This window comes from Rothia terrae (assembly GCF_012396615.1).
In the GTDB taxonomy this organism is placed as follows: Bacteria; Actinomycetota; Actinomycetes; order Actinomycetales; family Micrococcaceae; genus Rothia; species Rothia terrae.
In genome coordinates, this window is the sequence record NZ_JAAXPV010000010.1 from 24268 (window position 1) to 47604 (window position 23337).

At 53.6% G+C, this 23337-nt stretch carries 19 protein-coding genes; 12 read left to right on the top strand and 7 right to left on the bottom strand.

The genetic code is table 11. From position 1 onward, the window contains the following. Positions 1-10: 10 nt before the first annotated feature. Positions 11-391, bottom strand: a complete 381-nt coding sequence (mscL, locus tag HF984_RS06750; protein WP_168614922.1) for a large conductance mechanosensitive channel protein MscL — start codon at positions 389-391, stop codon at positions 11-13. 218 nt (positions 392-609) lie between these two features. After that, on the bottom strand, positions 610-1551 hold the full coding sequence (gene coaA, locus HF984_RS06755; protein ID WP_168614923.1) for a type I pantothenate kinase: 942 nt from the start codon (positions 1549-1551) through the stop codon (positions 610-612). Positions 1552-1846: 295 nt separating this feature from the next. Between coaA and glmS the strand changes: the two genes are divergently transcribed. From glmS to HF984_RS06770, 3 genes are all read left to right on the top strand, one after another. Next, on the top strand, positions 1847-3730 hold the full coding sequence (gene glmS, locus HF984_RS06760) for a glutamine--fructose-6-phosphate transaminase (isomerizing) (protein ID WP_168614924.1): 1884 nt from the start codon (positions 1847-1849) through the stop codon (positions 3728-3730). Between the two features lie 190 nt (positions 3731-3920). Continuing rightward, positions 3921-4355: a holo-ACP synthase gene (locus HF984_RS06765; RefSeq protein WP_168614925.1), complete on the top strand. Its 435-nt coding sequence runs from the start codon at positions 3921-3923 to the stop codon at positions 4353-4355. After that, complete coding sequence (locus HF984_RS06770; protein ID WP_168614926.1) at positions 4348-5877, top strand: NAD(P)H-hydrate epimerase; 1530 nt, start codon at positions 4348-4350, stop codon at positions 5875-5877. The genes HF984_RS06765 and HF984_RS06770 overlap by 8 nt, the downstream gene beginning before the upstream one ends. A 304-nt stretch (positions 5878-6181) precedes the next feature. On the opposite strand, the gene HF984_RS06775 is transcribed toward HF984_RS06770, so the two are convergent. The 3 genes from HF984_RS06775 to HF984_RS06785 all read right to left on the bottom strand — a co-directional run bounded on the left by HF984_RS06775 (position 6182) and on the right by HF984_RS06785 (position 9862). Further along, positions 6182-7660, bottom strand: coding sequence for a sugar transferase (locus HF984_RS06775; RefSeq protein ID WP_311242787.1), 1479 nt, complete (start codon positions 7658-7660; stop codon positions 6182-6184). Positions 7661-7858: 198 nt separating this feature from the next. Beyond that, a complete protein-coding gene (locus tag HF984_RS06780) occupies positions 7859-8662 on the bottom strand; it encodes a phosphatase (RefSeq protein ID WP_228008172.1) in 804 nt (267 codons plus the stop codon). 6 nt (positions 8663-8668) lie between these two features. Continuing rightward, positions 8669-9862 carry a glycosyltransferase gene (locus tag HF984_RS06785; RefSeq protein ID WP_168614927.1) on the bottom strand — a complete coding sequence of 398 codons (1194 nt, stop codon included), beginning with the start codon at positions 9860-9862 and terminating at the stop codon, positions 8669-8671. 156 nt (positions 9863-10018) lie between these two features. Between HF984_RS06785 and alr the strand changes: the two genes are divergently transcribed. The 5 genes from alr to tsaD all read left to right on the top strand — a co-directional run bounded on the left by alr (position 10019) and on the right by tsaD (position 14121). Beyond that, entirely contained in the window at positions 10019-11203 is a 1185-nt protein-coding gene (gene alr / locus HF984_RS06790; RefSeq protein ID WP_247596516.1) for an alanine racemase, read from the top strand. Between the two features lie 5 nt (positions 11204-11208). Next, the gene (tsaE, locus tag HF984_RS06795; RefSeq protein WP_168614929.1) at positions 11209-11769 is read left to right on the top strand and encodes a tRNA (adenosine(37)-N6)-threonylcarbamoyltransferase complex ATPase subunit type 1 TsaE; all 561 of its coding nucleotides are present in this window, start codon (positions 11209-11211) and stop codon (positions 11767-11769) included. 64 nt (positions 11770-11833) lie between these two features. Then, positions 11834-12532 carry a tRNA (adenosine(37)-N6)-threonylcarbamoyltransferase complex dimerization subunit type 1 TsaB gene (gene tsaB, locus HF984_RS06800; protein WP_168614930.1) on the top strand — a complete coding sequence of 233 codons (699 nt, stop codon included), beginning with the start codon at positions 11834-11836 and terminating at the stop codon, positions 12530-12532. Beyond that, positions 12519-13016 (top strand): ribosomal protein S18-alanine N-acetyltransferase, encoded by a 498-nt coding sequence (gene rimI / locus HF984_RS06805; protein WP_168614931.1) that lies wholly within the window; start codon positions 12519-12521, stop codon positions 13014-13016. Before tsaB ends, rimI begins: the two co-directional genes overlap by 14 nt. 4 nt (positions 13017-13020) lie before the next feature. Further along, a complete protein-coding gene (gene tsaD / locus HF984_RS06810) occupies positions 13021-14121 on the top strand; it encodes a tRNA (adenosine(37)-N6)-threonylcarbamoyltransferase complex transferase subunit TsaD (protein WP_168614932.1) in 1101 nt (366 codons plus the stop codon). Positions 14122-14646: 525 nt separating this feature from the next. Here the strand turns inward: tsaD and HF984_RS06815 are convergent. Both HF984_RS06815 and HF984_RS06820 read right to left on the bottom strand, forming a co-directional pair. Then, on the bottom strand, positions 14647-15783 hold the full coding sequence (locus HF984_RS06815; RefSeq protein ID WP_168614933.1) for a glutamate--cysteine ligase: 1137 nt from the start codon (positions 15781-15783) through the stop codon (positions 14647-14649). A 97-nt stretch (positions 15784-15880) separates the two neighbouring features. Next, positions 15881-17146, bottom strand: coding sequence for a THUMP-like domain-containing protein (locus tag HF984_RS06820; protein ID WP_168614934.1), 1266 nt, complete (start codon positions 17144-17146; stop codon positions 15881-15883). A gap of 278 nt (positions 17147-17424) precedes the next feature. Here HF984_RS06820 and groES point away from each other — a divergent pair, with 278 nt between their 5' ends. From groES to guaB, 4 genes are all read left to right on the top strand, one after another. After that, the gene (gene groES / locus HF984_RS06825; protein ID WP_343947430.1) at positions 17425-17721 is read left to right on the top strand and encodes a co-chaperone GroES; all 297 of its coding nucleotides are present in this window, start codon (positions 17425-17427) and stop codon (positions 17719-17721) included. Positions 17722-17764: 43 nt separating this feature from the next. Continuing rightward, on the top strand, positions 17765-19348 hold the full coding sequence (gene groL / locus HF984_RS06830) for a chaperonin GroEL (RefSeq protein ID WP_168614936.1): 1584 nt from the start codon (positions 17765-17767) through the stop codon (positions 19346-19348). Positions 19349-19526: 178 nt separating this feature from the next. Then, entirely contained in the window at positions 19527-21569 is a 2043-nt protein-coding gene (locus tag HF984_RS06835; RefSeq protein WP_168614937.1) for an acyltransferase family protein, read from the top strand. A gap of 178 nt (positions 21570-21747) precedes the next feature. Then, the gene (gene guaB, locus HF984_RS06840) at positions 21748-23265 is read left to right on the top strand and encodes an IMP dehydrogenase (RefSeq protein WP_168614938.1); all 1518 of its coding nucleotides are present in this window, start codon (positions 21748-21750) and stop codon (positions 23263-23265) included. The last annotated feature ends 72 nt before the right edge of the window (positions 23266-23337 follow it).

The following is a 23337-nucleotide window of genomic DNA, read 5'->3' on the forward strand; positions in this document are numbered from 1 at the left end:
TACGACTTAATTATTTACCGGCAACCAAAGCGTCACGGATTTCCTTGAGCAGTGCAACGTCAGCTGCTTCTTCTTCAACTTCTTCTTCAACAGCGAGCTTTGCGTTACGACGCTCGTTCATCTTGTTGATGGGCATAACGATGCAGAAGTACAGAGCAGCTGCGATAAGTAAGAAGTTGATAACTGCGGTGATGAAAACACCAATTTTGATGTCGCCAAATGCCAGCCAGTTATCGAAGTTGGGTGAGCCAAATACTCGCGCAATGGCGGGCATGAGGATGGAGTTAACGAGGGCGTTAACAACACCGGTGAAAGCGGTACCTACAATGAGACCTACTGCGAGATCGATAACGTTACCGCGGGTGATAAATTCTTTGAATCCACTAAGCATGAGATAACAATAGACTGATATATATGCAGGTGGAAAGTGTTTACAGCGATAAAAGTTTACATCCAAACGTATGTTTAATCACAACTCCGCAACATTATAGTCGTCCGTCACTTTTTGGGCTGTTTGAGGGACAAAATCACCCGTTAGCCAGGCGTAAGGCCCCACAAGAGGGGCGCTAAGTGATAACAGGGTAACTTGTCAGTTTTGTCTATAAACTCTTAGTTCTTTCGCAATAAAACGCGATGTGCCGAGTGGTCGGAGGCTTTAGACAAAATCAAGTGAGCTCGGCTACGAGTAGGCCGCACATTTTCGAGCAAATTGGGCTCGTTGATACTCTTCCAGATTGACGTTGCACGAGCTACGGTTTCATCGTGTGAGAGATTTGCGTACTTTTTAAAATACGATTCTGGATTCTGAAAAGCAGATTGCTGAAGTGATAGAAAGCGGTTGATGTACCACCGTTCAATATCGGAGGTACGCGCATCCACATAGATAGAGAAATCAAAGAAATCGCTGATCGAAAGAGCCCCGGATTTATCGGGAGCAAGTACATTGAGCCCCTCAATAATGAGCACGTCGGGTGAAGTGACCTGAATTTTTTCATCGGGAATGATGTCGTAATACAGGTGAGAATATTTTGGTGCTTCAACGAGTGGGGCGCCGGATTTAATCTCTGATACAAAGCGAAGGAGCGCGCGTCGATCGTATGACTCAGGAAACCCCTTGCGGTGCATGATGCCGCGTCGTTCTAACTCCGCATTAGGGTAGAGAAAGCCGTCTGTGGTCACGAGCTGAACGTTAGGGGTTGACGGCCAGCGGCTGAGCATCGCTTGCAACATACGAGCCGTCGTTGACTTGCCCACTGCAACGGAGCCTGCAACGCCAATAATAAAAGGGACGCGACGCTGGGAAGCTCCCAGGAAATCGTTAGTCATGTGGTTTAGTGAACTCGCCGCGTTGACATACAGGTTAAGGAGTCGTGAAAGCGGAACATACACCTGCTGAACCTCATCGACATCCAATATTTCGCCGAACCCGCGCAGATTTGCAATTTCTGATGCCGAAAGAGGTACAGAAATGGTCTCCGCAAGACGTGACCAGGTGTTCCTGTCGAGTTCAATAAAGGGCGAATGCTTAGCAATCGAAAGTTGAGGGCTCATTCAATACAGTCTAAATAAACACCGAGGTGCGCGCACATTGCGACTTGCTCATTACGCCGGTACATGATTCTTAGCGCATGAGAAAGCAAAAATGAGCGCTGATGCAGGGCACAAAAGCGAATTGTTGAAGAAATGCGTGCAACGTTCGTAAAAATACTTATAAATTAGTGATAATAAGCCGTATTTGTTCTTGGGGTTCTTAGAGTTTTAAAGACGCTTTTCCTATGAAGAGCATCATCAATGTGTGTACATTCAACACGCATTATTCCTAAAGTCAGTGGGGTAAACTAAAACCATGTGTGGAATCGTAGGATACGTAGCTCTGGGAACTACCCCGGACAATAAGAAATTTGACCATACCGCGTACGACGTAGTGCTTGAAGGCTTGCGCCGTCAGGAATACCGCGGTTACGACTCAGCAGGCGTTGCTGTTATCGGCGATAACGGAATTGAATTCCGTAAGAAGGCCGGTAAGCTCGTCAACTTGGCAGAAGCTGTAGAAGCATCACCCCTGTCAGAGTCATCAATCGGCATTGGCCACACCCGTTGGGCAACCCACGGTGGCCCCACCGACGCTAATGCTCACCCCCACGTTGTAGACGGCGGCAAGCTCGCTGTAGTTCACAACGGCATCATCGAGAACTTCGCAGAACTGCGCTCAGAACTTCTGGACGAAGGCGTACAGTTCCTGTCAGAAACCGATACCGAAGTTGCAGCAAACCTGATTGCAGGCATCTACAACAAGCTCGAGAATAAGGACCTGACCGAGGCTATCCGCCTGGCGTCAAACCGTCTCGAAGGTGCATTCACCATTCTTGCAATCCACGAGGACCACCCTGATCGCGTCGTTGCAACTCGCCGTAACTCACCGCTGGTTATCGGTCTTGGTGAAAACGAAAACTTCCTGGGCTCAGACGTTTCAGGCTTCATTGATTACACCAAGGAAGCTGTTGAAATGGGCCAGGACCAGATTGTTACTATCACCGGCGAAGGCTACGAAATCATCGACTTCGACGGTAACTCAGCAGAGGGCAAGCCCTTCCACATTGAGTGGGACGCAACCGCAGCTGAAAAGGGCGGCTACGACTCCTTCATGGAGAAGGAAATCCACGAGCAGCCCGCAGCTGTTCGCGACACCCTCATGGGCCGTCTGGATGAAAACGGTAACCTCACTCTTGACGACATGAAGATTGACGACGCTATCTTGCGTTCAATCGACAAGATCATTGTTGTTGCATGTGGTACCGCAGCATACGCAGGGCAGGTAGCGCGCTACGCTATCGAGCACTGGTGCCGTATTCCCACCGAAGTTGAGCTCGCACACGAGTTCCGTTACCGCGATCCCATCGTGAACGAGAAGACTTTGGTTGTTTCACTCTCACAGTCCGGTGAAACCATGGACACCCTGATGGCAGTACGCCACGCTCAGGAACAGGGCGCAAAGGTTGTTTCAATCTGTAACACCAACGGCTCAACCCTGCCCCGTGAATCAGACGCAGTTCTGTACACCCACGCAGGCCCTGAGATCGCTGTCGCATCCACCAAGGCATTCCTGTCACAGATTACCGCTGCTTACCTGCTGGGTCTCTACCTCGCACAGCTGCGCGGCAACATGTTCAAGGACGAAATCAAGACCATCCTTGCTGAACTTCAGGAAATGCCCGAGAAGATTCAGAAGCTGATCGACAACGAGCAGCAGGTAAAGGACCTCGGCACCTCCATGAAGGACGCTGATTCCGTACTCTTCCTCGGCCGTCACGTAGGCTTCCCTGTAGCACTCGAAGGCGCACTGAAGCTCAAGGAAATTGCGTACATCCACGCTGAAGGCTTCGCAGCAGGCGAGCTCAAGCACGGTCCTATCGCTTTGATCGAAGAGGGCCAGCCCGTCTTCATCGTTGTACCTTCACCCAACGGTCGCGATTCACTGCACTCCAAGGTTGTCTCAAACATCCAGGAAGTCCGCGCACGCGGTGCAGTAACCATCGTTATCGCTGAAGAAGGCGACGAAGCTGTAAAGGCATACTCGGATCACCTGATTACCGTTCCGGCTTCACCGAGCCTGCTTCAGCCCTTGCTGTCAACCGTTCCTTTGCAGGTCTTCGCATGCGCGCTGGCAGCTGCTAAGGGCTACGACGTTGACCAGCCCCGTAACCTGGCTAAGTCAGTAACCGTTGAGTAATCCTCGGTTGGTGATTTCACGATAGTCAGTAAATGATGAGCGACTAGAGTGAACAGCTAAAGATGCCGCCCGACCTGGCACCTTCCATAGAGTAGGTAAGCTAGAAGGGCGGCATTTTTGTATTAAAAGACCAGCGAATTAACGAGTTCAACGCACAGATGCTGGAGAACAAGCGGGGAGAAAACAAAACATGATTATCGGTACAGGCATTGACGTGGTGAACATTGAACGCTTTGAGAAAATTATTGAGCGTAACCCGGCCCTGCTCAACAGAGTTTTTGTAGAGCACGAACGTCAACTCAACCTGCGTTCACTGGCCGCCCGTTTTGCCGCTAAGGAGGCTATCGCAAAAGCACTGCGCGCCCCTGCCGGCATGGTCTGGCAACACTGCTGGATTGAGAACACACAAGACGGCGCGCCCTACATCGTGACGGAAGGGACAGTAGCCGCCACGGCCGCGTCCTTAGGTATTAATCGCTGGCACCTGAGTATTACCCACGACGATCCCGTTGCCATCGCATCTGTGGTCGCCGAGCACCTCACCGATCAAGATCTCTTACTGCTGGCACAACTAGACCCCGAAGGCAGAGGACTTTCACCTGTCAGGAGTGAAAACAATGATTAACGCATACACCGCCGAAGATATTCGCCGACTCGAAGAGCCATATGTTACCGCTGAAACATACGACGGCTCTTTGATGCGCAAAGCCGCTTACGGACTCTACAAACACGCCGCGAAACTTCATGAGCAGCAGGCGGACTCTCGCATCCTAGTGCTCGTTGGTAGCGGAAACAACGGCGGCGATGGGCTCTATGCCGCTACCCACTTACTTGCCGACGGGTTTGCAGTGGATGCGGTCTTGCTGGGGTCGCGGGCCCATACTGAGGGACTGGAGGCATATAAAGATGCCGGGGGAAACCTTATAGACCCTGATTCGCTCGACCCATCAGCTTACGGTCTGATAATTGACGCGATTTTAGGGACCGGCGCTCGCGGAGGCCTGAGAGATGAGGCTGCCACCGTTGTTAACCGGCTGCGTACTGAAACCGACCGCGATATTCTTGTTATCGCCTGCGATGTTCCCTCCGGCGTCGACGGAAATACCGGTGCCGTTCATCAGCCCGTTCTGCCGGCGGACGTAACCGTCACTTTCATAGCTCGGAAGGTACCGCACCTGAGTACAGCAGAACATTTGTGCGGACGCGTGGAGGTAGTGAAACTCGGTATCGAGGAGGATCTGGCGAAATATGAACCTGCGGTATCCCGGCTGGAAATTCATGAACTCCGCCAAGAAATGGTTGTTCCTGGGCCTTACGATCATAAATACACGCGGGGCGTCTGCGGAATCCTCACAGGAAGTGAGGAGTACCCCGGTGCCGCGCTCCTGAGTACCCAGGCCTGTGTCAATACCGGTGTTGGAATGGTGCGATTTGGGGTAGTGGGCCAACTAGCCAGTATGATAAATCTGCGAACCCCGGAAGTCGTTTGCTTTACATCCAGCCCTGAAGAACAACACGTGCAAGCCTGGCTAGCAGGCTCTGGTGCTACCGGAGAGGCCCGTGAACGAGATATTGACGTAGCTTTGGCCGCCTCTGAGCCAGCAATTCTTGACGCGGCAGCGGTCGCTAGAACCGCTCAATGGGTCAGCGATAACAGAGTCCTTGAGGCGAATAATATTCTGACCCCGCACGCTGGCGAACTTGAAGAATTTCTGGTCTGGATGAGTGCCTTAAGCTATTCAACATGGCACCGAGTTGTGGGGGATGAAAAAGCTCCCACCCGCGCCGAGATTGAAAACGCCCCTCTTCGTTGGGCAAAAGTTGCCAGCTCTCTCAGCGGAGCAACCGTTCTTCTCAAAGGCGCGGTCACCCACATCGCCAGCCCCGATGGTAAGGTACTCAGCGTCCGCTCCGACGCCCACTATCTCGCAACAGCAGGAAGCGGGGACGTCCTTTCCGGTATTCTAGGCGGGCTTATCGCACAGAACGAGGCGCAGACAAAGCCCGCACCCACCGCTCATGTCGCTGCCCTGGCTAGCGTCATCCACAGTAACAGTGCACTTTTAAACAACGGCGGCAAAGGCCCGACACCGGCATCGGCAATAGTGGACAATATTCCAACCGCTATAGCGCATTTGCTGGGGTAGCTGGGGTAAAGAAAGCACGTTGGGGCGCCACCCAGCTAACGATCGCTGCCGCCATATACCGCGGGCAATTACTCATAAAAATCAAATAAACAATAAGCTCGGGATCAGATAACTCATCTGATCCCGAGCTTTTGCATCTTGAGTATTTTCTGTAGAGCTCTATTCGTCAAGCTATTGGCTCCGTGTACATCTACAGCGACGAAGCAATCCTTCTCACCGGCTCGGTTCGTTCACAAGGCGATTCATGCCAGACCCAGCCCAGTTTGCCGCCCGCTGTATATGTCTTTTCGGCTACATACGTCTTTTAGTACGCGCCGTCTTTCGCGAACACTGCGCGGACAGTACGGAAAAGAATCACGAAGTCGCCAATAACAGACCAGTTATCAACGTAGTAGAGGTCCAGACGGATTGATTCTTCCCACGAAAGGTTAGAACGTCCTGAAACCTGCCACAGACCGGTAATACCGGGCTTTACGAGCAAGCGGCGGTAGGCGTCCTCTTCGTACTGCGCAACTTCAGAAGGAAGCGGCGGACGAGGGCCAACCAATGACATATCACCCACAAAAACATTCCATAGCTGAGGAAGCTCATCAATGGAGTACTTGCGAATGAACTTACCAATCTTGGTGATGCGAGGATCGTCGGCCATCTTGAAGAGAATGCCGTTACCCTCGTTCTGACTCATCAGTTCCTTCTTCAGTTCCTCGGCATTAGTCACCATAGAACGGAACTTAATCATGTGGAACGGGCGGCCGCGGTAGCCCACACGCTCCTGGAAGAAGAAAATCGGTCCGCCATCTTTTTTCACCATCAAAGCAACGACCACAAGAAGCGGCGAAAGCACGATGAGACCCAAACCCGATGCCACGATGTCCAAGGTGCGCTTCAAGAAAGCAGGGAAGCCCTCAAGGCGAGGAGTGGATACGTGAATCAAGGGCACACCGTTGAGCGGCTGCGTCTTGATACGTGGACCGGCGATATCGGTGGTAGCAGGCGCCAGAATAAGCGAAATATGCCATGCTGCCAATTCCCAGCCCAGACGACGAAGCTCCTGCGGAGTCAGACCGTGACCGGAACCCAAAGCAACCGCATGAATGTTGTTCTGACGAACAGCCGCCAGAATATCTTCAGCATCGTGCGAATAACCCAAAATGGGAAGGTCATGATCCTCAGAAATCGTGGTTCCCTGTGCCTCACCGCTCAGATAGAAAGCAGCTGGGCTCAAACCTGACTGCTGACCTGCCTTGAGCGTGGTGTACAGGTGCTCACCGGAGCTAGCGTCCGAGAGAATCATGACGCGGGTAAGCGCGCGACCGCGGTCGCGGAAAGCGACAAGGAAGCGACGCAGACACCAGCGTCCGATCAGCAAAAGCAAAATGCCGATGGGGTAGGCAACAATGATGTAGCTACGCGCAAAATCAACCGTGGTCAAATATGAAAAAATGACGATAAGGCAGAAGAAATATGTGGTCGCCTTAGTAACCAAACGGTATTCATCGTTACCCTGACCAAGGTGGCGCACATTTCGCGAATCTGAAATATGCAGTGCAATAAACCACAAAATGCCAATGACTGGTCCGACCATAAAATAGTTCCAGTCGGTTTCACTGCGGCCGAGCACCGGTGCGTCGCGCAAACCAAAGCTGACAAAGTGGGCAACCACCAAGGTGATGAGAATTGCTAAGGTATCTACTGCGTAGAGAGCCGCAACAATTTTAGGATGCCAGGATTTTCTAATGCGCGTACCTGACCAGCGCTCTTCTAAATCAATGCCATCTAGCACGTGATTCTTACCCCCAAAAATGCAAAAATCTGCCGACCTTAATTTATTTTCCCCATTTATTGGTCGCAGAATTGTTCTAAAAGTATATCGTGAACAATTTATTTATAGCAGTGTAAATGGGAGGTAAGTTCCGCTGTACATTAGGGGACAAAATGGACGAATTTGGCTCTATCTAGGGTAAATGTGAGCCTCGACAATCTATTTTAGGTTGGCGTGAGTCACAATAAAATTGGTTACTGGCTTGTAAAGATGCGGGGTTACATTGTCGTCCATGGGCACAGCGACTTTGATTTGGTTCTGCTCTGCGGAAACAAATAGACCGGGATCATTGCAGTCAGCAATTCCAATAGTCGAAATGCCTCGAGAGGCCGCAACACCGGCAAGACCGTGGTCCGCAACAATAAGATCCGGAGTGATGCCGCGCTCCGTCAGCTGAGTCAGCGCCAATTCCATGGGGCCGGGAAAATGAGTGTGCTGCAAATTGCCGTACTGCTCAAACATCACAACATCAAGAATCTGGCGAATATCACCGTCTAAAAACTTATCGCCCTCATCAATAGTGAGAACCTCAGCACCGAACGCCCTAGCAACACGAGCCAGTTCTACATAAATTGGAAACAGTCCCGCCGGATGGCCGGTAGCAAAAAGAATCTTTCCGCGATTTCTCACTGCCTCACCAAAGATTTCTGTATAACGGTAAAGCTGCGTGATGCATTCTTCGGCGCTAATAGTGTCTTGGCCAAACAGGTGGTGAGGATCAGCGCTGGTGCCTACTCGGCGCGCCATCAACTCAAAAATGTCCTCGTACGTCCACTCACGGGTGAGCTTCACGCCGAACTCAAGGTGTTCGTTACCCTCAACAAAACCGTGCATATGGGCGATGTTGACCTCGCGTGAGGTAGCTACTTCACCGCAAATTTTAGAGTCGTTGAGATACTGCGCGAATTCGCTGTCAGACATTGAAAATGCATAGCTATCGAGAAGAGAAGAAAGATTGGTCATGAGGATTTACTTTTCTTTCGTGAGAGAGGAATAAAGCTCTAGCGTAGTGGATGCTGCTGACGCCCAGTCCATCGTTTGGGCGCGCTGTGCTCCAGCGCGTCCTAACTTTTGGCGGATATCAGGGTTGCGGATGAGATATTCGAGTGCAGCTGCCCAGGCGGAGGGTTCGCGGGAATCAACCAGCAATCCGCTCTCGGCGTCGGCCACCGCGTCCTGTAACCCGTCGACGCGGGTTGCAATCACCGCAGTGCCGGTGGCCTGAGCCTCTAAGGCAACCAACCCGAAGGTTTCTGATGACGAGGGACAGGCTACGATATCGGCTTGTTGCATGGCGCGGGCAAGCTCGGGTGCAGGGAGAGCTGGAACAATGCGCACTTTATTGCCGAGCCCGAGAGCCTTGGCGCGAGCCACCAACCGATGCTCGTAATCATTAGCTGAAGTACCGACCATGGTGAGCGAAACGTTGAGTTCGCGAGGCAGAAGGGCTAAGGCCTCGACCAAGATATGCGGTCCCTTAAGCGGTTGTGGTCGCCCCGCAAAGAGAATCTCACCTGACGCGTCACTGAAATTAGTTTTTACTGCAGGATAGAAAATCTCAGTATCGACACCGGGGCGGATGATATGCAGCTTCGATGCTTCGGCGGAATAAAACCGAACCATCTGTTCTAGTTCGTGCATCGTGTTCACGACTAGAGCATCGCACGCGTCAACGATGCGTCGTTCCCCATCGATACGCTGCTGCGGTTCAAGCGGTTCACCGGCGCCGGCTTTGTCGTTTTTGACTGCGCCCGTGGTGTGCATGGTGTGAACAATCGGAACACCTTCCGGCGCATACTGCAATGCCGCTAAGCCGGAAAGCCAGTAGTGCGAATGCACGATATCTGGAGTGTTTACCGCATACCGGCGCATATGCTCCACAAACTCGGGGATAAGTTGCGGTAGATCCTCTTTCACAGCGCCTTCAGCCCGTTCAAAAGCCAGCGTGTGAACACTACAGCGTTTCGAAAGGTCTGTGCGTTCATAGAGTGCACCGAACTCAGTTGAGAGAGTAAAGACTTCAATATGCAGATTCTTATCTGCTGCGAGCATAGCTTTCACCAGGCTGGCGATATAGACGTTCATACCGCCGGCATCCCCGTTACCAGGCTGGGACAGGGGAGAGGTATGCATTGAAATCAGATGAAGGGTGCGAGTTTTCACGTTTCTAACTCTAACAACTCTCACCTGCGGTTACATTTTGGGTGTATATCTAGTGAGTGAAACAATAAGTACATGACGCACCGCCCCTACACAGATGAGGTTTAGTTCATGAGTTCTCAGCAACCGGCAGTAACTTTCGACTCGAACGTTTTGAATATGCTCACGAGTGGCCCTGAACGTGTTGCGGAGGTCAACTTAGACGCTATCGCGCACAACGTGCGCACCATTAGATCGTTGATTGGTGAGCGAACGCTGATCGCTGTGATTAAGGCAGATGCGTATGGTCATGGCGCTGCGGGGATTGCTCAGACCGTGCTAGATGCCGGTGCGGATGCGCTCGGGTTGGTGCATGTGCGTGAGGCATTGGCATTGCGCGCTGTTGGTATTGACGCGACGCTGATGGCGTGGTTGCATACGCCTTCCACTGACTTTGTGCTAGCAGTGCAAGAGGGCATTATTCTTGGCGCGTCAGGCTGGGATTTAGAAGCGATTGCCTACGCCGCCCAGCAGGTCGGAGCTGTTGCACGCGTCCACCTCAAAATTGATACAGGCTTGGGACGCAACGGCTGCACCCCGGCTGACTGGCCGAGCTTCACCGCACGAGCCAAGGAACTTCAGGACGCGGGACTGATTGCCGTTGAAGGAATCTTCACCCACCTTGCAGTAGCCGATGAGCCAGACCGTAAAGAAACAGATCAGCAACTGGACGTATTTGAAAATATGGTGTCGCAAGCTCGGGCGGCAGGGCTTAATCCTGAACTGATTCATGCAGCTAATACGCCGGGAACCTTCACCGCTGCAGATAAAGAAACCGGTGAGATCCTTTTGGGTAACGGAGTGCGCGTAGGTCTAGGACTGTACGGGCTATCGCCCTTGGCTGGGGTAACCTCTGGTGACCTGAACCTGCGTCCGGCCATGACTGTATCTACGCGGGTCAACTCCGTCAAAGAAGTGCCTGCGGGTCAGGGAGTCTCGTACGGTCTCAATTACTCGACCCCGCATGCCACCACACTGGCGCTTATTCCCGTGGGATACGCAGACGGTGTGCCGCGTGTTGCTACAGGTGCACCGGTTAGGCTCTATCCCAACGGAAAAGCTGAACCTCGTACGTACCCGGTTGTTGGGCGCATCGCCATGGACCAGATGGTTATTGACTTGGGAGAACCCGGTCTTTCAGCACACGAGCACGGTTACTTGGGTGCACGCGCAGTTCTTTTTGGTGAAGGCGAAAACCCTCCCGTCGAAGAATGGGCGGACGCGGCCGGCACCATCAACTACGAAATCGTCACCCGCATCTCACCCCGCGTAGCTCGCGTGCACACAACCGACAAGGACGCCTAAACCGCATGGAACACCTCGACATTACCGTTAGCGACCCGGACCATACTCGCAGGCTAGCGCATGCGCTCGCCGATTACTTGAGTGCCGGCGACCTGCTTATTTTGACAGGCGAACTGGGAGCGGGTAAAACCACTTTCACCCGCAGCCTTGGTCACGGCCTAGGCGTACGCGAGGGCGTCATTTCACCCACTTTTGTGTTATCCCGCGTGCACCCGAACCTACCCGACGGCAAACGTCCCGGTGGCCCAGACCTAGTGCACGTTGATGCATACCGACTCACCAGCCCCGACGAAATCGATGACCTAGACCTTGAATATTCGCTAGACCGGTCAGTGACCGTAGTGGAATGGGGAAAAGACAAAGTAGAGCACCTCAGCGAATCTCGCCTAGAAATTGAACTGACGCGGGTTACCGGGGACTTACTGGATCTGAGCGATCCCCACGCTTTTGATGATTTGGACGATGAAGATGTGCCAGAATCTCGCGAGATGCGCGTGATTGCCGTCGGCCCTCGTTGGCGAGGCTCCGCCTGGGCGTCTTTGCAGCAAGCGCTACAACAGGCTTAAGGCTATGCGCGGGTGTGAGCGGCAAAACTGAGCGGTTATTTCGCACAGAAGCTAAGATAGATGAGTGCTTATATTAGCTATCGACTCATCAGCAACCGCATCCGTTACCCTGGGCAAAATCGGCTCCACCGCAGCAGGCTCAGAAGTAGAAGTCATTGCGCACCGTGAAACTCAAGACACCCGTTCACATGCAGAGGTGATGTCTGTCTTCGTCCGAGATGTGTTGGCAGAGACCCAGGTCTCTTCTCAGGACATTGACACGATTATCACCGGTACCGGACCGGGGCCTTTTACCGGCCTTCGCGCGGGCATTGTCACCGCCCGCACCTTGAGCTTTGCATGGGGTGTGCCGCTGTACGGACTGATGAGCCTGTACAGCATTGCCGAAAACGCCTGGCAGGACGCCAACGAGCGCAACTACACGGAATTTTTGGTAGCTGCCGACGCGCGTCGTCGAGAGATTTACAGTGCAACTTTTGCGCAGCATGAGGCCGGTTACCAGCTTGTAGACGGCCCAAACGTAGGCGCAGCAGCAGATGCTCCTGCTCTACCCGCCTATGGCTTTGGCGCTGGGCTTTACCGTGAACAAGTGGATGCTGTCGAAGAGTTCGATAGCCTTCACGCAAACTCTCGTGGGCTCCTCAAGGCTGCCGCGCGCATCGGACTTACCAACCTCAGCACCGACACCCAGGCGCTGTATCTTCGGGAATCAGACGCTAAGGTTCCGCAAGCCCGCAAGAAGGCGACCCATGCTCAACGCTAAACTGCCTGCGGATATCGGCACCATTACCTTCACCGAAATGATACTGCATCATCTAGAAGCAGCGCACATTCTTGAAACCGATCTCTTTACCGCCGATGCCTGGTCTCTTGAGATGTTTCTTGCCGAGCTCCAGCATCCTACCCGCGGATACATTGCCGCCTTTGACCGGGATCTTTTAGTGGGGTACGCAGGCGTTATGAGCATCGCCGAAACAGCTGATGTGCAAACTATCGCTGTACGTCCAACTTACGAAGGACGGGGGATAGGACGCGCCATGCTCGACTTCCTGCATCGTGAGGCAGCCGCACGCGGCGCTAAGACCATACTGCTTGAAGTGCGCGCCGACAATCCGCGCGCCCAAGATCTGTACACCAAAAACGGTTACGCCCACATTCACACCCGCCCCGGCTACTATAACGACGGTGTCGATGCGCTGATCATGCAAGCACCGCTGACCGCCCACCCCACAACCGAAAGCGAATAACACCGTGACGCACGAACCCCTGATTCTCGGCATCGAATCATCATGCGACGAAACCGGCATCGGTATTGTTCGCGGGAGCACCCTGCTCACCAACACCGTCTCATCTTCCATGGACGAACACGTAAGGTTTGGCGGGGTAATTCCCGAAATTGCCTCCCGTGCTCACCTCGACGCTATGATCCCCGCCCTTCACGCCGCGCTTGAGGAAGCCAACGTCACCCTGGATGAAATGGACGCCATTGCGGTCACCGCTGGGCCCGGTTTGGCAGGCGCACTCATGGTAGGCGTCTCAGCGGCAAAAGCGCTCGCTGTAGCTGCCAACAAACCACTCTACGGCATCAACCACCTGGTAGCTCACGTAGGCGTTGGACTGCTTGATGACAGCGGCATTGAAGGTTTCAACGCTGACTTCATGGACTCCCTACCGAAAGAAGGACTGGGTGCTCTGCTCGTCTCAGGTGGACACACCGAAATCCTTGCGGTACGAGATATCACCTCTGACGTAGAACTCTTAGGCGCAACCCTCGACGACGCTGCAGGCGAAGCCTACGACAAAGTAGCGCGTCTACTCGGACTCAACTACCCGGGTGGCCCAGCTATCGATAAGGCAGCTCGTAACGGCAACCCCAAAGCCTTCGCTTTTCCTCGCGGACTGACCGCCCGTAAATACATGGGAACCGACGAAGCACACGGCCCGCACCGCTACGACTTCTCATTCTCCGGGCTTAAAACAGCCGTCGCGCGAGTTGTGGAAGGCTTCGAAGCGCGAGGCGAAGAAGTGCCGGTTGCAGATGTCGCCGCGTCCTTCCAAGAAGCAGTGGTAGATGTCATCACCCGCAAAGCGATGCTCGCCTGCACCGAACAGGGCATCAAAACTCTGCTACTTGGTGGAGGCGTTGCCGCAAATTCTCGCCTGCGCGAGCTCACAGCGCAACGTTGTCAGGAGCACGGTATCAAACTCATCATTCCCAAGTTGAGCCTGTGTACCGATAACGGCGCGATGGTTGCGGCACTCGGTGCCCGATTGATGAGTGAGGGGCGTGCTCCCTCGGCCATTGACTTTGTGGCGGATTCGTCGTTGCCGGTGACGACGGTGCAAATTTAGGTTTTTTGAGTACGCAGGCGGAAGTTTTTTGAGTACGCAGGCGTGGGTGTGCTTAGCGTAGGTGCCGCGGGCGTGGGTGTGCCCCTGTCTGCGATGAAGCGGTCGCTGGGCGACCTGTCATCGGCAGACAGACGGAGCTCACGCCCCGCAACACCCGAGGGAAAATCGTAGCGGCTTCTTATGTTGCCTTAAGTATTAGCTGGTACTTAGGAATTAAGTTCAAGTAGTAGATACGTCAATAAGCTCCACTGCCTGCAGCACCGAAGAGAAAAATTCGGAGAAACTTCTCGAATTACTTACAGTAGGCAGAGCGCCAAGCGCTAGCTACGGCAGTAAAATCACCTGCTCTACCGGGGTAGGCGCGCTGCCTCTAGAACTCGCTCCGGCTATACCTTCCGAGTGATGCAAGGCGTGGGCTTCGTCCTGCAACAATGTGCAGGACGCCCAGCGTCCTCTCACATTTTGCAGGGGCACACCCACGCCTGCATTACTCAAAAAACACCCACGACCGCAATACCTAAATAGCTATGCGCGTCCTTGTTTTACGAGGTCGAAGACGACTGCGGTGAAGTCGCCGTTGTTTTGTTCGGCGATGCGTCGTTGGCGTTTGTAGCCGGGGCCGTCGTTGATGATGCGTTCGATCTGTGCGAGGTCATCTGAGCAGCCGAGGTCTGCCGCGATGGGTTCGAGGATGTTGAGGGTCTCGAGGGTGTGTTCGGTGACGAGTTGTTCGGTGTTTTGGTTATCTAAAATGACGATGGCGTCGGTGCCGTAGCGTGCTGCTCGCCATTTGTTTTCTTGGACGTGCCAGGGTTTGAGGGGTTCGATGTGTTTGCCGGCGTCTACTTGGCGTGAGAAGTGTTCCGCGAGGCATTGGGTGAAGGCTGAGATGCCTGCGATGTCGTTGAGGGATGCGAGTCCGTCGCAGACGCGCATTTCGACGGTGCCGTAGTGGGCGACGGGGCGGATGTCCCAGCGGTTTTCGCCGGGTTCGTCGATGACACCGGTGGTTTTGATGTCGTTGAAGTATGACTCGTATTCTTCCCATGTTTCGAAGTTGAAGGGTAGCCCCGCAGTGGGAAGTTGTTGGAACAACTGGGAGCGGTGGGAGGCGAATCCGGTGTCGGTGCCTTCCCAGTAGGGGGAGGATGCGGAGAGCGCGAGTAGGTGCGGGTAGAAGTTGGTGAGTCCGTTGAGGACGGGGAACGCTTTGTCGCGGGCGTTGACGCCGACGTGGACGTGTACTCCGTAGATAATCATTTGACGGCCCCAGTATTGGGTGCGGTCGATGACTTTTTGGTAGCGCTCTTTGTCTGCGACGGGCTGTTCGCGCCATTGTGAGAAGGGGTGGGTGCCTGCTGAGAAGAAGCCCAGGTTGAGCGGTTCGAGCACTGCGTTGAGTGCGTCTGTAGCTTCTTTGAGCTGTGCTGTTGCTTCTGCCGGGGTTTTGCAGACGCCGGTGACCAGTTCGACGGTGTTGTCGAGGAATTCGCCGGTGATGTGCGGACCGTTGTTTTCTTTGAGGATTTCTGGTGATTGTGCTTCGAGCGCGGCAAATACTTCTTGCGCGCGTGAGGCGAGTTCCCCTGTGGAGAGGTCGACAAGTGCGAGTTCCCATTCCACGCCGAGGGTGGATTGTGGGGAGGATGCAAAAGAAATCATGGGGTCTCTTCCGTGCAAGTACTGGTCATATCATCCTAGAGCAATAAGGTGAGGTTACTAGGACGGTGTTCAGTAGGTGGGCGAACTTGACTCTGTATTACGCGACCGGTTTGACGTGAAGGGCGAATCGCTCTGACAATGCCCCCGAACCTATGCGGGTTGCTATGAGGGTAGCAGTAACAGCGGGCTGTCCTTTTTTCTTTTTTGAGCCTGCAAGTAGTTTTGAGCGCAGGGTTTCGGGCACGACGTCCACACCGCGTTTTTTGATGGTGAGTGCGGTGATTCTCTGTTCTTTAACCCATTTTTTGAGGTGTTTTTCGTGCAGGGGAAGTTTGTCGATGATTTCGTATGCGCTCGCTAGGGGAGTGGGAACGTATTTATCGCCGGTGAGGTAGGCAATGTTTTCATCGATGAGGTGGAGGCCTGTTTCTTCGGCAAGTTCAGTGACGAGGTGGGCTCGGATGACGGCGCCATCGGGTTCGTAGATGAACTGCTGTAGTTCGCGGATTTCGGGCTCTGGGGAGTTCTTATCCCACACATCACTGGTGATTTCGCCCAGAACTTCCGGTTCTAGCGCGTTGTTGCTCATGACGATGGCGGATCTTTTTACCCCGGGACGGGCTAAAGCGTTGAACCAGAGCACTACTTCTACCACGCTGCCGCCATGTGAAATCCACTGGGCTTCGCAGTTATCCGGAATTTCATCGTGGGGAATTCCCGGCCCCATTTTGACGCCCATGGGTATGCCCGTTGATGCGAGCTTCTTGACGAAGAAGAAGGGCGGCGAGAAACTTTCAGCGTCCCACACACGTCTGGACGCTGAGCCCTCCACCTCGCGGCGGGCAGGATCAAGCCATAACGCTCCAATGGGCTGACCGGTAGCGTCCGTCAGTTGGCTGAAGGGCAGCTCCATCATGTTGGCGCAGATAACCTGGCAGTTTTCATAGGCAGACATATTGTGTTGCGTAAAAGCGGCGGTTTGTTCATCTAGCTCGACCGAAACTACCTTGAGCCCCGCATCGGCAAATGCCATTGAGTCTGCCCCGATGCCGCATCCTAGATCTGCCACAGAAAAGAGATTGGCATCGATAAACCGCTGTGCGTGTAAACGAGCGACAGCCAAGCGCGTGGACTGCTCATACCCGGCTTCTGTGAAGAGCATAGTCAAAGCGCGCTGACCGAACTTAGCCTGAGCCTGAGTGCGAAGCTTCGCCTGCGTCAACATGGCCGATGCGTCGGCAGAGTCGATACCGGCCTTGCGTAACCGCGTGGCTGCAGTGAGCGCAGAATCGGCGGTGTAGGGGACGCAGGAGTCAATGAGTTCGAGCTGAAGCGGCGAGAAAATCGCGGTAGAAGAAGTCACGCCCCTATTTTAGAACAGAACCTTACCCTCTAAAGATCGGCGGTTCTTAGATTCTTGAACGATCACAGACAATACATTCGTTATGCCCACAGCCATAAACAAAACCGCTCACCTTGACCCTCTCCACACACCGGTTCTAAAGTTTTAGTTAGCACTTGGCTACAGACAGTGCTAACGTCTTTTTGAGTACTGGCACCGCGACGACAGTGCTCACCGGACGCTAGCGCCCCGTTGACAGCCACCCATGAATACAAGAATTCATTCTTTAACAAGGAGCTATCATGGCAAACATCAAGCCTTTGGAAGACCGCATCGTTGTTCAGATTGTAGAAGCTGAGCAGACCACCGCATCAGGTCTGGTTATTCCTGACACCGCAAAAGAAAAGCCCCAGGAAGCAAAGGTCGTTGCAGTTGGTCCCGGTCGTGTAGACGACAAGGGCAACCGCATCCCCGTAGATGTTGCTGAGGGCGACATCGTCATCTTCTCAAAGTACGGCGGAACCGAAGTTAAGTACGACGGCGTAGAATACCTCGTACTCTCAGCACGCGATGTACTTGCTGTAGTAACTAAGTAATTTATTCCTTCACCTGATTTTTAGAAGGAGATGAGACGGATTCATGGCAAAACAGCTTGAATTCAATGATGACGCACGTAAGCACCTGCAGGCCGGCGTCGATAAGCTTGCCGATGCAGTCAAGGTAACCCTGGGTCCTCGCGGCCGCAATGTAGTTCTTGATAAGCAGTGGGGCGCCCCCATTATCACCAACGACGGCGTATCCATCGCTCGCGAAATTGAGCTGGAAAACCCGTACGAAAACTTGGGCGCACAGTTGGCTAAAGAAGTAGCAACCCGCACAAACGATGTTGCTGGTGACGGCACCACCACCGCTACCGTGCTCGCACAGGCTCTCGTAGCTGAAGGTCTGCGCAACGTAGCATCCGGCGCGGCACCCGGTGAAATCAAGCGGGGCATCGAAACCGCTGTGCAGGCAGTTTCAGCTCGTTTGCTGGAAAACGCACGCGAGGTTCAGGGCGAAGAAGTTACTCACGTAGCTGCTATTTCAGCTCAGTCACCTGAAATTGGTGAACTGCTGGCTGAGGCATTCGATAAGGTCGGCAAGGACGGCGTTATCACCATCGAAGATGGCTCTTCAACCGATATCGAACTCGATATCACCGAAGGTATGCAGTTCGATAAGGGCTACCTGTCACCCTCATTCGTGACTGATCCCGAGCGCGCTGAAGCAGTTCTTGAAGACTCTTTGATCCTGATCTATCAGGGCAAGATTTCTTCAATCGCAGACATCATGCCTTTGCTTGAGAAGGTTGTTCAGGCTAAGAAGCCTCTGACCATCATCGCTGAAGACGTCGAGGGCGAGGCTCTATCAACCCTCGTTGTTAACAAGATGCGCGGCAACCTCGACGTTGTAGCGCTGAAGGCACCCGGTTTTGGTGATCGCCGCAAGGCCATCATGCAGGATCTTGCGATCTTGACCGGTGGCACCGTTATCACCGGTGAACTCGGTATCTCACTGGATTCAGTGACTATCGAGCAGCTCGGTTCTGCCCGCCGCATCACCGTTACCAAGAACAACACCACCATCGTTGAAGGTGCTGGCACCGCAGAAGCTGTTGCAGAACGCGTTGACCAGCTCCGCGCCGAAATCGACCGTGTTGATTCTGAATGGGATCGCGAAAAGCTCAAAGAACGCTTGGCTAAGCTCGCCGGTGGCGTAGGCGTCATCAAGGTGGGTGCAGCAACGGAGGTCGAGGCTAAGGAACGCAAGCACCGCATCGAGGACGCTGTTTCCTCCACCCGTGCAGCTCTTGAAGAAGGCATTGTGGCTGGCGGCGGTACCGCACTAGTACACGCGCTTAAGGCACTGGACGGTCTTGAACTGGAAAGCGCTGATGCGCAGACCGGCGTTGATATCGTTCGCCGAGCCCTGGTTCAGCCCTTGCGCTGGATTGCTGAAAACGCTGGCGAAGATGGCTACGTCGTGACCTCAAAGGTCGCTGAGCTTCCTCTTGGCTCCGGTTTCAACGCTAAGACCGGCGAATACGGCGACCTCATCGGTGCCGGCGTTATCGACCCGGTCAAGGTCACCCGCTCAGCTTTGGAAAACGCATCATCCATTGCAGCGCTGGTTCTGACCACCGAAACCCTCGTGGTAGAAAAGCCCGCTGAGGAAGAAGAGTAAACTTCTCACCGGCCGATAGTAAGCCCCGTTCATTGTGTTAGTCACAGTGAGCGGGGTTTTCTCGTTTTAAGCCAAACTTTACAAAAAATCTAGGTAGTGTTTTGACGGTGCACAGATTGAGTATCGACGGTGCACTTTTTACTCCCCTAAGAGACAGTGCAGCGGCTAGAGACCCTTCATGAGAATTTTTGCTGACCCCAACGCATCGGAGACCGCACCTAAGCTGGCGTTTCGTCCGGAAATTCAGGGACTGCGCGCTCTCGCGTTGTTCTTGGTGGCTGCTTATCATTTTTGGTTTGGCAAGGTCTCCGGTGGCGTCGACGTCTTTTTGCTGATTTCAGCGTTCTTGATGACTCTTTCGTTCACTCGCAAAATCGAGACGGGACAAAGGGTTTTTCTGGGGACGGTCACAAAATACTGGGTGCATACTTTCAAGCGCATTGTTCCGCTGGCAACGGTCACGGTGTTACTGGTTCTGCTAGGAACCTGGCGTTTTCTGCCTGAGCCTCGCTGGGCAGGGATTATGAATGAGGCTCGCGCTGTTATCTTCTACCGCGATAACTGGTGGAGCATCAAGAATCTGGTGGATTACTACGCCGCTGATTCTTCAGAATCTTCACCGCTGAGACATTTTTGGTCGTTGTCAGTTCAAGGGCAGATTTTTATCATCTGGCCCCTGCTCTTTGCCCTGTGCTGGTTGCTGTACCGAATCACTAAAATCAAGGCGAGACTGATTCTTGCTGTTGTTTTTGGCTCCGTATTTATCTGGTCTTTAAACTATTCTGTTCACGTCACTGCCGCCGATCAACAAAGTGCTTACTTCAATACCTGGGCTCGATTGTGGGAGTTCGCTCTAGGTACCTTGGTGGCATTAGTCCTGCCGTATCTCAAGCTTCCTGCGGTGCTTCGTGCGCTCATGGGGTGGGTTGGAATTTTTGGTATCGTCACCTGCGGTCTGTTGTTGGATGTCGAGGGAAACTTCCCGGGCTTTTATGCCCTGTGGCCTACGCTTTCTGCATCCTTCATCATTCTTGCCGGTTCAACCGGTACTTCCTGGGGCGCTGACCGTATTCTCTCGCATCCTTCTCTTCTCTGGCTGGCTAAGTACTCATACGGGCTATACCTTTTGCACTGGCCCATGTTGGTGTTCTACCTGTACATGGTCAATCGCGAAAAAGCTGGATTTTTGGCAGGGCTGGTGCTTTTCGCCGCGTCCTTAGCCCTATCGTATGTACTGACTCGTTTAGTTGAGAATCCTCTGCGTTCGTGGGCGTGGCTGGATGCTGCTCGCTACCGTGGCGTGGCATTAGTGGCGCTGTGCATGATTGCCGTAGTCGGAGCCACCAATGCATGGACTGCGTACAACCAACACGAAACCGAACGTTTATTGGCGCGCGCATCCGTGGATAATCCCGGCGCGAAAATTCTTGATCCGAACTTTACCTATCAGGGGAGCGCAGATGCCGGATACCTGCCGCTGTCGGTAGAACGCTACAGTGACCGCCCTATTTTCAACGATCTGTGCGATGTCGCAAAAACTGACAGTTTTGGCATGCCCACCTACACCTGCCACCATATTGTGAAAAACGAAAATCCCTCTAAAACGGTGATCGCTTTTGGTAACTCTCACGTTGAGCAGTGGATGGCAAACCTAGAGCAGACCGGTGAAGAAAACAACTGGGACGTTAAATTCTTGCAGTATAACGATTGCCAGGTTTTTGATGCCAGCGTGAACAAGCAGCCCTGCAACGAGTGGACCCAGCAGGCCTTTGAATACATCAAGGACGCTCGTCCCGACTTCGTCTTTACAATCGGCACGGTCTCGGTATGGGAGAACGCGGGGGAATACGTACCGAGCGGTCTTGAACCCTATATCCAACGCCTGCAATCTGAAGGGACTCAACTGATAGCTCTGCGTGATAATCCGCGTTTTCAGGTGCCGCATTCTGACTGCGAGACTCGAACCAACGCCGACTGCACACTGCAATCAGAGATAGCGCAGAACCCTGACCCGCTGGTGGATCTTGAGAAAAAGTACCCCAACTTTTCGGCGATGGACATGACCGATATCATCTGCCCCAATGGTGCCTGCCCGTCAGCTGTTGGAAACGTGTACACCTACCGTGACCACTCGCATCTGACCAAAACCTTCACCGATTCAGCGCAGGGATTCTTCGACGACAGACTGCAACGCGCGCTCGCGAGCTCACACGGGGAATGAAAACTGCCGGAGACTGGTTACAGTCTTATATTCCAAACCGGTAGCTTGAGCTGTGGTACTCAACACGCTTGAGGTGCAATGGGTCGAACGAATCAACCTGCCGGTTTACTATTGAAAAAACACATGTGCAATGCGTTAGTGTCCAACGCAGCTTAGTCCCGAAAGATACAAAGGTTCTATGACCACTCCTACCGCTCTATCCGATGATCCCTTTGGCTTTACCGGCCTCACCTACGATGATGTGCTGCTTCTGCCGGGCAACACCGACGTAAATCCTGCAGATGCAGATACTTCAACCAAGCTGTCTAAGCGTATCCATCTGAACACCCCCATTATCTCCGCCGCAATGGATACCGTGACCGAGTCTGAGCTGGCTATCGCCATGGCTCGACTGGGCGGCATGGGCGTCCTGCACCGTAATCTTTCCATCGAAGATCAGGCTTCTCACGTAGACCGCGTCAAGCGTAGCGAATCAGGTATGATTACCAACCCGGTGACCATTACCCCCGACGCGACCATTGAAGAGCTGGACCAGGTTTGCGGTCATTTCAAGGTCTCTGGTCTGCCTGTTGTAGATGAGAACGAGGTTCTGGTTGGTATCATCACCAACCGCGACATCCGTTACCTGCCCGAGGCTGACTACGCAGAGCGTACCGTCCGCGAAATCATGACCCCCATGCCTCTGATTACCGGTCGCGAAGGCATGGACAAGGACGAGGCTTTCAAGCTGCTTTCCGATAACAAGATTGAGAAGCTGCCTTTGGTGGATGATGCTGGTAAGTTGACCGGTCTGATTACCATCAAGGACTTCATCAAGACTGAGCAGTACCCCAACGCTACTAAGGACGACGAAGGTCGCCTGCGCGTTGGTGCAGCTGTTGGCTTCTTTGGCGATGGCTACGAGCGCGCAATGTCTCTCATTGAAGCTGGCGTTGATGCTCTATTCATCGACACTGCTAACGGCCATTCCCAGGGCGTGCTCGACATGATCGCTCGCCTGAAGAAGGATTCTGCCGCAAACCACGTTGATATTATCGGTGGACAGGCTGCTACCCGCGAAGGCGCCCAGGCAATCATCGATGCCGGTGCGGACGGCGTGAAGGTGGGCGTTGGCCCCGGTTCTATCTGCACCACCCGTATCATCGCGGGCGTTGGTGTACCTCAGATTACCGCAATCAACGAGGCAGCTAAGGCCGCAATTCCTGCGGGCGTTCCGCTCATTGCGGACGGCGGTATGCAGCACTCCGGCGAAATCGGCAAGGCACTGGTTGCTGGCGCTGACTCCGTGATGATGGGCTCCATGCTGGCAGGTACTGCCGAGGCTCCCGGCGACCTCATCTTTGTCAACGGTAAGCAGTTTAAGGCCTACCGTGGTATGGGATCACTGGGTGCGATGGTTACCCGTGGCCGCCACAAGTCATACTCTAAAGACCGCTACTTCCAGGCAGATGTTAAGGGCGAAGACAAGCTCATCCCCGAGGGCATTGAGGGCCAGGTGCCTTTCCGCGGCCCGCTATCATCCGTTTTGCATCAGCTTGAAGGCGGCTTGCGTCAGACCATGTTCTACACCGGTGCTCGCACTGTTGAAGACCTCAAGAACAACGGCAAGTTCGTTCGTATCACTCCTGCAGGTTTGAAAGAATCGCATCCTCACGACATCATGATGACCGTTGAGGCACCGAACTACCGCCGCTAACCCTCAAAGTCGGTACCACCGAGAATTATTCGGCGTTACCGCGCTTGTGAAAGGAAAACACCGCGTGAGCGA